The organism is Pseudomonas sp. FP453, assembly GCF_030687495.1.
In the GTDB taxonomy this organism is placed as follows: domain Bacteria; phylum Pseudomonadota; class Gammaproteobacteria; order Pseudomonadales; family Pseudomonadaceae; genus Aquipseudomonas.
This window is the reverse complement of record NZ_CP117435.1, coordinates 223,560-235,361: the sequence shown is the minus strand read 5'-3', so window position 1 is coordinate 235,361 and position 11,802 is coordinate 223,560. Positions and strand designations below refer to the sequence as shown.

Sequence of the window (11,802 nt, the reverse complement as noted above, 5' to 3'; positions counted from 1 at the left end):
GTTCCCACACCGATTGAATGCCCATGCTCAAGACCCTCGCGGTGGCCAATTACCGCTCGATCAACAAATTGGTAGTGCCCCTGGACCGGCTGAACCTGGTGACGGGCCCCAATGGCAGCGGTAAATCCAACCTGTACCGCGCCCTGCGCCTGCTGGCGGAAACCGCCCAGGGTGGAGTGATCAATGCGCTGGCCCGTGAGGGCGGGCTGGATTCGACCTTCTGGGCCGGCCCGGAAACCATCAGCCGCCGCATGCACAAGGGCGAGGTGCCGATTGAGTCCACCGTGCGCCAAGGCGTCAAGCGCCTGCGCCTGGGCTTTGCCGGGGAGGATTTCAGCTACGCCATTTCCCTGGGACTGCCCGAACCCAGCGAGTCGTTTTTCGCCCTCGACCCGGAGGTGAAAAAAGAATGCATCTGGGCCGGCCATATCTACCGCCCGGCCAGCCTGCTGGTGCAGCGCTCCGGGCCGATGGTGCGCGCCCGCGACGGCCGCGCCTGGGATGTGCTGGCGCAGCACACGCCGAATTACCACAGCCTGTTCGACCAGGTCGGCAGCCTGCGCGGCTCGCCGGAGGTGTTGTTGTTGCGCGAAAGCATTCGTGGCTGGCGCTTTTATGATCACTTTCGCAGCGACGTGGACGCCCCCGTGCGCCAGCCGCAACTGGGCACGCGCACGCCGGTGCTGCACCACGACGGGCGCGACCTGGCGGCGGCGTTGCAGACCATCCGCGAAATCGGCGACCCCGAGGCATTGCAGCGCGCGGTCAGCGACGCGTTTCCCGGCGCACGCCTGAATATCCAGCCGTTACAGGGTGGACGCTTTGCAATCGAGTTTTACCAGGAAGGCTTGCTGCGGCCGCTGTCGGCGGCGGAGTTGTCCGACGGCACCTTGCGTTATCTGCTGCTGATCGCGGCGCTGCTGACGCCGCGGCCGCCGACCATGATGGTGCTGAACGAGCCGGAAACCAGTCTGCATCCGGACCTGCTGCCGGCGTTGGCGCGCTTGATTGTCCAGGCGTCGCGGCAGTGCCAGGTGTGGGTGGTGTCCCATGCCAGCCGGTTGATTGCGGCGTTGCAGCAGGATGCAGGGTGCAATTCGATTGTGCTGGAGAAGGTGCTGGGGGAGACGCGGATTGTGGGGCAAGGGATTCTGGATGCGCCGGCGTGGCATTGGCCGGAATAGGCGGTGACTGGGAGGGCCTCATCGCGGGCAAGCCCGCTCCCACATTTTGAACTGTGAATACCTTCAAATGTGGGAGCTGGCTTGCCTGCGATAGCGGTAGATCATTCACCACACAAGCCAGGGATCAGCCCTGCCACTTACCGCCTTCAACAATCACGCTTTCAGGCTTGGTGTCATCGCTCAGCTCTTTACGCACATATTGGTCATACAGCTTGAGCAAAAATTTCTGCTCACCCAACTTCGCCAGCTCGGCGTTCACCCAGTCGCGCAGTTCGATGTTGCCCTTCTTCACCGCTGGCGCAATCGGTGCTTCATCACCGAGTTTCTCTTCCAGCACGCGGTAGCCCGGGTTCTGCTTGGCCCAGCTGAACAGCACCAGGTTGTCTTGCGCATACGCATCACCACGGCCCGCCGACAGCGCTTGCAGCGATTCGGAGTTTTTCTCGAACTTGAGCAGTTTCCAGTCCGGGTGGTTTTTGGTCAGCCAGATATCGGCGGTGGTGCCGGTGGTGACGATGGTGGTGCGGGTCGCCAGGTCATCCAGGCTTTTCACCACGCTGTCGTTGGGCACTAGGGCCTGCACCGCGACTTTCAGGTTGGGGTTGGTGAAGTCCACCGCTTCCTTGCGTTCCGGCGTCACGGTCATGTTGGCGAGGATCAGGTCGACCTTGTCGCTTTGCAGGAACGGAATACGGCTGGCCGGCTCGACCGCGACGAATTCGACTTTGTTTTCATCGCCCAGCAGATCCTTGGCGAATTGGCGGCCGATGTCGGTATCAAAGCCGACGTAGCGCCCGGCTTCGTTCACAAAGCCGAACGGCGGCTTGTCGGTGAATACGCCGACGATCAGCTTGTCGCGGGCCTTGATCTTGTCGATGTAGCTCGCGGCAGCGGCGACAGGTTTGGCAGGCTCTTCGGCCTTTTTATCGCAGCCGGCCAGCAGGGCGACGGCAAACAGTGGCAGCAGTAGTTTTTTCATGTCAGCTCCAGTTCCTTGGTCTTTTTGGGCAGTGTTGAAACAAAGGAGAACTTCTCCAGGAACTGCTGCGCGCGTGCGGTCTGCGGGTTCGTAAAGAATGCCTCGGGGGTGTTGTGTTCGAGGATGCGACCGGCCTCCATAAACACCACGCGGTCGGCGACGGCGCGGGCGAAGGCCATTTCGTGGGTGACGATCAGCAGGGTCATGCCATCGCGGGCCAGGCCCTGGATCACTTCCAGCACTTCCTTGACCATTTCCGGGTCGAGGGCGGCGGTGACTTCGTCAAACAGCATGACCTGCGGGTTCATGCACAGCGAACGGACGATGGCGATGCGTTGCTGCTGGCCGCCCGAAAGCTGGCGCGGGAAGGCGTCGCGCTTGTCGGCCAGGCCCACGCGCTCCAGGAGTTTTTCGGCTTGCTCGCGGGCTTCGCGGGGTTCGCGTTTTTGCACTTTCAGCGGGCCGAGCAGGATGTTGTCGAGCACGCTCATGTGCGGGAACAGGTGATAGCTCTGGAACACCATGCCGATGTCCTGGCGCACTTGGCGCCAGTCGGTTTTTTTGTCCAACAGCTCGTTTCCGGCAAAACGCAGGCTGCCGCTGTGGGCGACTTCCAGCCCATTCAGGCAGCGCAGCAAGGTGCTTTTGCCACAGCCGCTGGGGCCGAGGATCACCACCACTTCGCCGCTTTGCACACTCAGGTCGATGCCCTTGAGCACCTGCGCTTCGCCGAAATATTTGTTGAAACCCTGAAACTCGATCAATGCGCTCATGCTTGGGCCCAGCGCCGTTCCAGCACCTTGGAGGCGGCCGACAACGGGTAGCAGATAAAGAAGAAAAACAGGAACAGCACGCCGTAAATCAACACGGATTCGTAGGTGCGTTCGATGATTTGCTGGCCGACCTTGATCACATCCACCACGCCGATCAGCACCGCCAGGGAGCTGGTCTTGATGATCCGCGTGTAGACGTTGATGGTCGGCGGCGTCATGCGCTTGAGCGCCTGGGGCAGCAGCACGTAGCCGTACAGCTGCGGATCGGACAGGCCAATCGACAAGCCCGCTTCACGCTGGCCCCGGGGCAGCGAATGCAACGCGCCGCGCACCACTTCGCCGACTTCACTGGCGCCCCACAGCGACAGCACCAGCACCGCGCACCAGAAGCTCGGAATGCTCAGGCCGAAGAAAATCGGCAGGCCGAAAAACAGCAGGTACAACCACACCAGCACCGGGATCGCGCGGAACAGCTCCAGGTACACCCGCAACACCGCGTTGATCACCTTGTTATTCAAGGTGCGCAATACGCCGTACAACACGCCACCGACGGTGCTGAAGGCGATGCTCAAGAAGGAAATCGACAGGGTTTGCGCAGCGCCCTTGCCCAGTTGCGGCAACGACACCCACAACAACTCAAGACCCGAACTGGCCATGCTGGAGCCTCCTTTCCAGGCGGCTGAGCAGCAGCGACAGCGGCAGGAACAGCAGCACGCAGATCAGCGTCAGCACGGCGAGCATTTCGTAGGTCTTGTAGTACAGCGCGATGTAGCTCTTGGTGGTGTAGAGAATCTCCGGCACCGCCACGGCGGAGACCACGGTGGTTTCCTTGAGCAGGAAGATGAAATTGGCGAACAACGCCGGCAGGCTGAGGATGCCGGCCTGGGGCAGGATCACATGGCGCAGCAGCTGCCAGTCGGACAGGCCGATGGACTTGCCCGACTCGATCTGCGCCAGCGGCACCGCTTCCACACCGGCGCGCAGCACTTCGGTGAGGTAGGCGCCGCCGAGAAAGGTCATGGTGATGATCGCCGCCCAGAACCCGGAGATATTGAAACCCAGGGCCGGCAGGGCGAAGTAGACGAAGAACAGTTGGATCAGCAGCGGTGTGTTGCGCGCCAGCTCCACGTACAGCGCCACCAGGCGTGACAGGTACGGCGTGCGAAACACCAGCAACGCGGCGTTGATCAGCGCCACCAGCAGCGAGGTGGCAATGGCAATCAGGCCCACTTGCAGCGTCACCCCCACGGCTTTCAGAAACGCCGGCAGGGTGGTGAGGATAAAGGCGAAATCGAAGGTCATCGGCAGTCCAAAACGCCGCAGGGGTAATGCGGCGTGCGCGGTTCGATCCGGCGTGGGTAACGTCGGGTAGCGCAGACTTTAAAGGTATAAAAACAAAAATTTAAATACCTAAATAGCATATTGATATCACGCAAAAACCTAACTGCCGCAAACCCACACAAATCCCCTGTGGGAGCTGGCTTGCCTGCGATAGCGGTGTGTCAGATACAGATGTGCTGGCTGATAGACCGCTATCGCAGGCAAGCCAGCTCCCACAGGTTTGATTGCATTCCAAATTCCAGGCAATAAAAAACGCCGACGCTGTAGAAGCCGTCGGCGTTGAAACCTTGAAGGGGGTTTTGGCTTACATCAGAACGCCGGCAGCACGGCGCCGCTGTATTTTTTCTCGATGAAGGCTTTGACTTCCGGGCTGGTCAGGGCCTTGGACAGTTTCTGGATCGCATCGCTGTCCTTGTTGTCAGGGCGTGCCACCAGGTAGTTCACGTACGGAGAATCAGCGCCTTCGATCAACAGCGCGTCTTTCGCCGGGTTCAGGCCGGCTTCCAGGGCGTAGTTGGTGTTGATCAGGTCCAGGTCAACCTGGTCCAGCACGCGTGGCAGCAGGGCCGATTCCAGCTCTTTGAACTTCAGGTTCTTCGGGTTGCTGGCGATGTCTTTCGGCGTCGCCAAGGCGTTTTTCGGGTCTTTCAAGGTGATCACGCCGGCCTTTTGCAGCAGCAACAGGGCGCGGCCGCTGTTGGAGCCTTCGTTCGGGATGGCCACGGTGGCGCCATCTTTCAGCTCGGAGATGTTCTTGATCTTCTTCGAGTAGGCGCCGAACGGTTCAACGTGCACGCCGACCACGGTGGTCAGGTTGGTGCCTTTACCTTTGTTGAAGTTTTCCAGGTATGGCAGGGTCTGGAAGTAGTTCGCGTCCAGACGCTTCTCCGCCACTTGTACGTTGGGTTGTACGTAGTCGGTGAAGACTTTGATCTGCAGGTCCACGCCTTCTTTGGCCAGGGTCGGCTTGATCAGCTCGAGGATCTCCGCGTGCGGGATCGGCGTGGCGGCAACCACCAGTTTCTCGTTGGCTTGGGCGAAGCTTGCAGTCAGGGCAGCCGCCAGCGCGGTAAACAACAGAACCTTTTTCATGCAGTGTCCTTAATTCCGGGGCGTCGGTGACGGCCGCTTGTCATGTGGTGTGCCAGCGATGTGCTATCGCGGCGTGAAACGGACAATACCTAGATTTTTTATTCCCGAACAATATCTTTTATTCACTTTGATATTCCATTTTGTTCATGTAGGAATTTTCGTAAGGTTTCCCGTTCGGCGGCGCTGGCGTTGTTGAAGATCCGCTGGACCTGCTCTAACGGCGAGCCCGCCACCGGCAAATTCAAATGCTCGGGCAAGATCTCGTCGCCACTGCTCACCAGCAACGCAAAGTGAATAACGTTTTCCAGCTCACGGGTATTGCCCGGCCAGCTGTGCTGTTCCAGCACCTGCTGGGCAGCGTCGCTGATCAGTGGCACCGGCAAGTCCAGGCGCTGGCTGTAGATGCCGAGGAAGTATTCCGCCAGGGACAAGATATCGCCGACCCGCTCGCGCAGCGCCGGCAGCTCCAGCTGGCCTTCGCTCAGGTAATGGAACAGGCGCTCATGGAACTTGCCCGCCGCCACGGCCTGGGCCAGGTCGATGCTGGTGGCGGCGACCAGGCGCACATCCACCGGGCTCGGCTGATGGGCGCCGACGCGGGTGACTTCGTGGTTTTCCAGGGCGGCGAGCAATTTGACCTGGATCGGCAGCGGCAAGTCGCCGATCTCGTCCAGGTACAAGGTGCCGCCATTGGCCGAACCAAACCAGCCGGCTCGGCTGCTGGCCGCGCCGCTGTGGCTGCCGGCGGCGTAACCGAACAGCTCCGCGTCGGCGTAGGTCGGGCTGATGGCGCCGCAGTTGACCGAGACAAACAAGCCGCCGCGATCGCTGCCACGGTGAATGTGGCGCGCCAACAGCTCCTTGCCGCTGCCGGTCTCGCCGCGAATCAACACGGGCAAGGCGCGCGGCGCGAGGCTTTCGAGGTCTTCGCGCAGTTGGCGCGAACGGGGGTCGACAAACACCAGCGCCTTGGCGCGGATGCTCAGCGGGCTTTTATCGGCGTCGGGAAAGGTCAGCAGTGGCTGGCCGTAGGTTTCATGCAGACTCATGGCAGGCTCCCGCCCCGGCTCCACTCAGGGACGGGGCGTTGAAAAATATTCAGGCACTACGGCGGGCGTGGTGCTCAAGGCGGTTTTGCAGGCGATAGAGGTAGGCAAAACCCTGCTCCCAGCGCTGATGGCCGGACTTCACGTTGATATGCCCCGCGCCCGAGAGGATGCCTGCTTCGGCGCCCCACTGACGCGCCAGCTCCAGGGCCCGTGGGGCGCTGACGGCACTGTCGTTGTCGGAGCTGACCACCTGGCTGGGAAACGGCAGCAGGTCGGTAGGAATCGGCGCGAAATTGCGCAGGGCCGGCGAGCAGGCAGGCCGTTCGACATCGGCTGGCGCCACCAGCAAGGCGCCACGCACCTGTCGCAAGTACTGCACGGGCGCCGTCGCCGCCCAATGGGCCACGGTGATGCAACCCAGGCTATGGGCGATCAGGATCACCGGCGTGCTGTCGGCAGCAATGGCCTCGGCCAGCGCGGCCACCCAGTCTTCGCGGCGCGGCGTCAGCCAGTCGGCCTGCTCCACGCGGGCGCTGTTGGGCAGGCTGTTCTGCCAATGAGTTTGCCAATGATCTTCTGGCGATCCTTGCCAGCCCGGCACGATCAGATAACGAATCGACTCGCTGTGCATGGGTGTGCCCTCCTGCAGCGTTTAACGTTGTAGGACAGTATAGGGACGGGTTTTATATTCGTTAAGGAATAAGAAGCTATTTATTAATAACCAAAAACTCAAAACCACAACGAGTCAACCTGTGGGAACTGGCTTGTGTGGGAGCTGGCTTGCCTGCGATGGCATCAACTGGCTTTGCCTGATGTACCGAGTTGTCTGCATCGCAGGCAAGCCAGCTCCCACATTGACCCTGTTCCAAATTGGAAAAGGTGGTTTTCGTTAAATCGCGCGCAAAAAAAAGGCCGCACCCTGCCAAGGAGACGGCCAAAAAATTGTCGAGGCTTGTGTAGCTTAACGAGCGGTAATCACCGACAACTTGGTAATCCCCGCGCGTTCGATAGACGCCATGGCTCGCGCCACTTCGCCATAATTCACGCCGTCATCGGCCTGCAGTTGCACCCGCACATCGGGATCCTTGGCCTTGGCCGCCTGCAGGTTGAACTCCAGCAGGTTCGGCTGGATTTCATCCTTGTTGATAAACACTTTGCCGGCACCGTCGATGCTCACCACCAGCGGGTCCTTCTGCTCCACCGGGGCAACGGCCTCGGTCTTGGGCAGGTTGATCGGGATCGCGTTGGTCAGCAGCGGCGCGGTGACGATAAACACCACCAGCAGCACCAGCATCACGTCTACCAGCGGCGTGACGTTGATCTCGCTCAGCACCTCATCGCTGTCTTGCGTGGAGAAGGCCATGTCAGGACGCCTCCTTCACTTTTTGCGGGGTGCCGGCCGCCGTTTTGTTCAGCGCCGGGTGCAGCAGCACGCGGAACGAATTTTTCTGCGCGAGGCTGTAGAAGTCGTGGGCGAAGTCGTCGAGGTCGGCGGCGGTCAGCTTGAGGCGACGCAGGAAGTAGTTGTAGACCAGCACCGCTGGCACGGCGACGGCAATACCAACGCCCGTTGCCACCAGCGCGGCACCAATCGGCCCGGCCACGGTTTCGAGGCTGGCGGAACCGGCGGCGCTGATGCCTTTGAGCGCTTCCATGATGCCCCACACGGTGCCGAACAGACCGATGAACGGCGAGGTGCTGCCGATACTGGCGACCACGGCCAGGCCGGTTTCCAGAGAGCGACGCTCACGCACGATCTGCTGGCGCAGGGCACGTTCGAGGCGGTCCTGGTGGTTGATGGCCTGGCTCAGATCCGCCGCGTGCGGGGTGTCACCGACCTGGATTGCCGCGTAACCCGCCTGGGCCACACGAGCAGCGGCGCCGGGTTGGGTTTCCGCCAGCTCGGCAGCCGAGTCGAGGCTCGACGCCGCCCAGAACTGTTTGTGGAACTTGCGATCCTGCGCCTTGAGCCGCCCGAACTGCACGCCCTTCAACAGCGCCAGGCCCCAGGTCGCGACCGAAAAGACCACCAGCAGCCAGATCACCGCGCTTTCGATGGATTCAAGTGGAGATGCTAATGCCATGATGTGTTCCCTCTGTGCAGGTCGCGGCGTGTGAGACACACCGCAGCCGAATAGTTAGTGAATCTTGAAATCGATCGGGACGCTGACCCAGCCGTTCTGCGCCACGTCGCCCTGCTTGGCCGGCACGAAGCTCCAGCGCTTCACCGCGGCCAGTGCGGCGTCGTCGAGTTGCTGGCGACCGCTGCTTTTCTGGATCTGGATCTCGCCCGGCTTGCCGCTGGCCAGCACCTGTACCCGCAACAACACAGTGCCTTCCCAGCCCCGGCGCTGGGCCAGTGACGGGTACTCGGGCGCCGGGTTCTTCAGGTACGCGGCGTTGGCCGAAGCCGGTGTGACCGGGGCCGGCGCCGGTGGAGCGGGCGGCGCAGGCGGTGCGGGTGTCGGTGGCGCAGGCGGTTGCTCGACCGGTTTCGGGGCGGGCTTGGGCTCAGGCTTCGGCACGGGCTTTGGCTTGGGTTTTGGAATCGGTTTTGGCGGCGCCGGCTTGGCGGCCAATTCATCCACCACCGGTGGCGGTGGCTCGACCACAGGCGGCGGCGGTGGTGGCGGCGGCACGGGCGGTGGCGGTTCCACCACCGGCGGCGCCGGCTGGGAAAATTCGATGGTCATCGGCGGAATTTCCGGCGGCACGATCGGCAGCACCGGCGTGGGCTTCTGCGCCACCCAGTAGATCACCGCAGCGTGCAGGGCCAGCACCAGCAGGCCCAGCAGAATCCCTTCGCGCCGGCTGGAGAAACGCTTGGGGGTTTGCTGCGTGCGCAGTTGCCCCAACGGCGCGCGGTGCGGCCGCCCAAGGTCGACCAACTCACCACTCGGTGCCTGGCGCCATTGCGCCTCTGGTGCACTGGCGGCGGTCTGGACATTGCCCATTGATTCACTCCCTACGGTCTTGAAACCAAAAAACCGACGGGCCTGCGTGGAAGGCCGTCGAGGGCTGAATCATCGGGGCCAGACGCTTATCTCTTAAAGTAATCTTTAAAGTTATACATAGATCCAAACTGAATAAACGAAACATTCAGAAACGCCAAGGCCACGTCTTCCGTGGCCTGGCGCCGAGGCGGTTTTTTTCAATGCTTTGCAGGCATACAAAATATTCCGCAAAGGCATGAATCAATGGGGGTTGTTTGCGCATAAATCGAACAACTCGCTCTGCAAACACTGCCCCGCCGCGCCCAAGCCGCTGCGTGCATACAGCGCCAGGCGCACGCCCTGCACCGCCGGCAAACCGCTGTCGTCGCCAAGGATCCGGTGCCCGGCCTGCACCACACGACGCGGCAACAAGCTGATCCCCAACCCCGCCGCCACCGCCGAGCACACACTGGCCAGGCTCGCGCTGGAATAGCCGATGCGCCAGCGCCAGCCGCCCACTTCCAGGTGTTGCAGCATTTCATTGCGGTACAGCCCACCCACTGGAAACGCCACCAATGGCAGCGGATCACGCCCCAGGGACGGCGTGCTGCGGCTGTCGACCCAGCACAGCGGTTCCGGCCAGGACGCCAGGCAGTCGTCGCTGTCGCCCATCTGCTTGACCAGCAACACATCGAATTCACCGCTGCGGTACTGGCGCTGCAACTCCGGGCCAAGGCCGCTGGTGACTTCCAGGCGCACCCGGGGATACGCCAGCACAAACGCCGACAGCAAGGGCATCAGGCGCTCGGCGGCAAAATCCTCCGGCACACCGAGGCGCAACACGCCGTCGCTTTGCTGGTTGATCAACACGTCGGCAGCCTCTTCATGCAGCGCGAGGATGCGCCGCGCGTAGGCCAGCAGGCGTTCACCCTCGGCGGTGGCGACCACATGGCGCTGGTCGCGGTCGAGCAACTGGCAGCCGGCGACGTCTTCCAGGCGGCGGATCTGCTGGCTCACGGTGGATTGGGTCAAGTGCAGGCGCTCGGCGGCGCGGGTGAAGTTGCCGCACTCCACCACGGCGACAAAGCTGCGTAACAACACGGGATCGAACATCGCACTCACCATTCCATTTGCCACTGGTTTTCATGGTTATATTTAATTTCAGAATACCTGCGGCGCTGGCCATACTCACGCCTCATTTATCTGCCGCAAGGGCGCTGCATGACCCTCAATAAATCCCTCGCCGGCTGGGGCCTGCTGATTGTGCTGGGCCTCAACCTGCGACCGATCCTCAGTTCCATCAGCCCGTTGCTCGGCGAGATTCGCCTGGCCACCGGCCTGAGTTTCCAGAGCAGCGCCCTGCTCACCAGCCTGCCGGTGATTTGCATGGGCCTGGTGGCGTTGGTCGGCGTGCGTGTCGAGGCGCAGCTGGGTGAGCGGCGCGGCATCGCCTTGGGCCTGATGATGATCCTGCTGGCGTGCCTCGCCCGCTGGCTGATGGGCCAGGGCGCGGCGCTGCTGGTCACGGCGTTGCTGGGCGGTGCCGGCGTGGCGCTGATCCAGGCGCTGGTGCCGGCGATGATCAAGCGCGAATTCCAGCACCGCGTGCCGGTGGCGATGGGCGTGTACTCGGCCTCGCTGATGGCCGGCGGCGGGCTCGCGGCGCTGCTCAGCCCGCTGGTGGCTACGCAGTTCGGCGATTGGCAGGCGGGCCTGGGCGTGTGGCTGTTGCCGGCGCTGGGCGCGTTGTTGCTGTGGGCCTGGTTGCCTCTGGGCGCGGCAAAGAGCGTCAAGGAGATCCCGGCGTTCAAGGGCCTGCGCAATCGTCGTGCGTGGTTGCTGGCGCTGTATTTCGGTTTGGTGAACTGCGGCTATATGAGCCTGGTGGCGTGGCTACCGGCGTTCTATCAGCAGCTGGGCTGGGGCGTGTTGCCCAGCGGCTCGTTGCTGGCGTTCATGACCATCTTCCAGGTGCTCGCCGCCCTGCTGATGCCGGTGCTGGCACAACGCGGCATCGACCGGCGGCCGTTGCTTGGCATCAGCCTGTTGGCGCAGACCGTGGGTTATCTGGGCCTGAGCATGGCGCCGCTGCAATTTCCCCACCTGTGGGTCGCGTTGTGTGGCTTTGGCCTCGGCGCGTGTTTTGCCCTGAGCCTGCTGCTGACCCTCGACCACCACCGCGACCCGCGCCAGGCCGGGCAACTGGCGGCCTTTGTGCAAGGCGTGGGCTTTTTGATCAATGCCGTGTCGCCGTGGATGACCGGCTGGCTGCGCGAGCTCAACGGCAACTTCATCAGCGCCTGGGTGGTGCTGGCCGTCACCGCCGTGGCGATGCTGGTGGTCACGCGGGTGTTCAGCCCGGCGACCTACCGCACGGCGCCCGCTCTATAGTTATGCGTTTAAGATCTAGATAAAACAAACATGCTTCATTGACGGAATAAGCGCGGCGCT

13 protein-coding genes are annotated in these 11,802 nt (G+C 62.3%); 2 read left to right on the top strand and 11 right to left on the bottom strand.

Annotation, left to right across the window (positions count from 1 at the left end; genetic code table 11):
- Nucleotides 1-23: 23 nt before the first annotated feature.
- Nucleotides 24-1,184 carry an AAA family ATPase gene (locus PSH87_RS01115; protein WP_305432158.1) on the top strand — a complete coding sequence of 387 codons (1,161 nt, stop codon included), beginning with the start codon at nucleotides 24-26 and terminating at the stop codon, nucleotides 1,182-1,184.
- A 124-nt stretch (nucleotides 1,185-1,308) separates the two neighbouring features.
- Here the strand turns inward: PSH87_RS01115 and PSH87_RS01110 are convergent, their stop codons facing one another.
- From PSH87_RS01110 to PSH87_RS01060, 11 genes are all read right to left on the bottom strand, one after another.
- Nucleotides 1,309-2,163 (bottom strand): transporter substrate-binding domain-containing protein, encoded by an 855-nt coding sequence (locus PSH87_RS01110; RefSeq protein WP_305432156.1) that lies wholly within the window; start codon nucleotides 2,161-2,163, stop codon nucleotides 1,309-1,311.
- Nucleotides 2,160-2,936, bottom strand: a complete 777-nt coding sequence (locus PSH87_RS01105) for an amino acid ABC transporter ATP-binding protein (RefSeq protein WP_017736878.1) — start codon at nucleotides 2,934-2,936, stop codon at nucleotides 2,160-2,162. The genes PSH87_RS01110 and PSH87_RS01105 overlap by 4 nt, the downstream gene beginning before the upstream one ends.
- Nucleotides 2,933-3,592, bottom strand: a complete 660-nt coding sequence (locus PSH87_RS01100; RefSeq protein ID WP_017736877.1) for an amino acid ABC transporter permease — start codon at nucleotides 3,590-3,592, stop codon at nucleotides 2,933-2,935. The genes PSH87_RS01105 and PSH87_RS01100 overlap by 4 nt, the downstream gene beginning before the upstream one ends.
- Nucleotides 3,573-4,238, bottom strand: a complete 666-nt coding sequence (locus tag PSH87_RS01095; protein ID WP_017736876.1) for an amino acid ABC transporter permease — start codon at nucleotides 4,236-4,238, stop codon at nucleotides 3,573-3,575. The genes PSH87_RS01100 and PSH87_RS01095 overlap by 20 nt, the downstream gene beginning before the upstream one ends.
- 348 nt (nucleotides 4,239-4,586) lie before the next feature.
- Nucleotides 4,587-5,369 carry a MetQ/NlpA family ABC transporter substrate-binding protein gene (locus PSH87_RS01090; protein ID WP_017736875.1) on the bottom strand — a complete coding sequence of 261 codons (783 nt, stop codon included), beginning with the start codon at nucleotides 5,367-5,369 and terminating at the stop codon, nucleotides 4,587-4,589.
- 122 nt (nucleotides 5,370-5,491) lie between these two features.
- On the bottom strand, nucleotides 5,492-6,418 hold the full coding sequence (locus tag PSH87_RS01085; RefSeq protein WP_017736874.1) for a sigma 54-interacting transcriptional regulator: 927 nt from the start codon (nucleotides 6,416-6,418) through the stop codon (nucleotides 5,492-5,494).
- Nucleotides 6,419-6,467: 49 nt separating this feature from the next.
- Nucleotides 6,468-7,049, bottom strand: coding sequence for an alpha/beta hydrolase (locus tag PSH87_RS01080; protein ID WP_305432152.1), 582 nt, complete (start codon nucleotides 7,047-7,049; stop codon nucleotides 6,468-6,470).
- 330 nt (nucleotides 7,050-7,379) lie between these two features.
- Complete coding sequence (locus PSH87_RS01075; RefSeq protein ID WP_159932397.1) at nucleotides 7,380-7,781, bottom strand: biopolymer transporter ExbD; 402 nt, start codon at nucleotides 7,779-7,781, stop codon at nucleotides 7,380-7,382.
- Between the two features lies 1 nt (nucleotide 7,782).
- Nucleotides 7,783-8,505 (bottom strand): MotA/TolQ/ExbB proton channel family protein, encoded by a 723-nt coding sequence (locus PSH87_RS01070; RefSeq protein ID WP_085986520.1) that lies wholly within the window; start codon nucleotides 8,503-8,505, stop codon nucleotides 7,783-7,785.
- Between the two features lie 51 nt (nucleotides 8,506-8,556).
- Nucleotides 8,557-9,372, bottom strand: a complete 816-nt coding sequence (locus PSH87_RS01065; protein ID WP_305432150.1) for an energy transducer TonB — start codon at nucleotides 9,370-9,372, stop codon at nucleotides 8,557-8,559.
- Nucleotides 9,373-9,612: 240 nt separating this feature from the next.
- On the bottom strand, nucleotides 9,613-10,464 hold the full coding sequence (locus PSH87_RS01060; RefSeq protein WP_026136719.1) for a LysR family transcriptional regulator: 852 nt from the start codon (nucleotides 10,462-10,464) through the stop codon (nucleotides 9,613-9,615).
- A 108-nt stretch (nucleotides 10,465-10,572) separates the two neighbouring features.
- Between PSH87_RS01060 and PSH87_RS01055 the strand changes: the two genes are divergently transcribed.
- On the top strand, nucleotides 10,573-11,742 hold the full coding sequence (locus tag PSH87_RS01055; protein WP_305432148.1) for a CynX/NimT family MFS transporter: 1,170 nt from the start codon (nucleotides 10,573-10,575) through the stop codon (nucleotides 11,740-11,742).
- Nucleotides 11,743-11,802 lie beyond the last annotated feature (60 nt).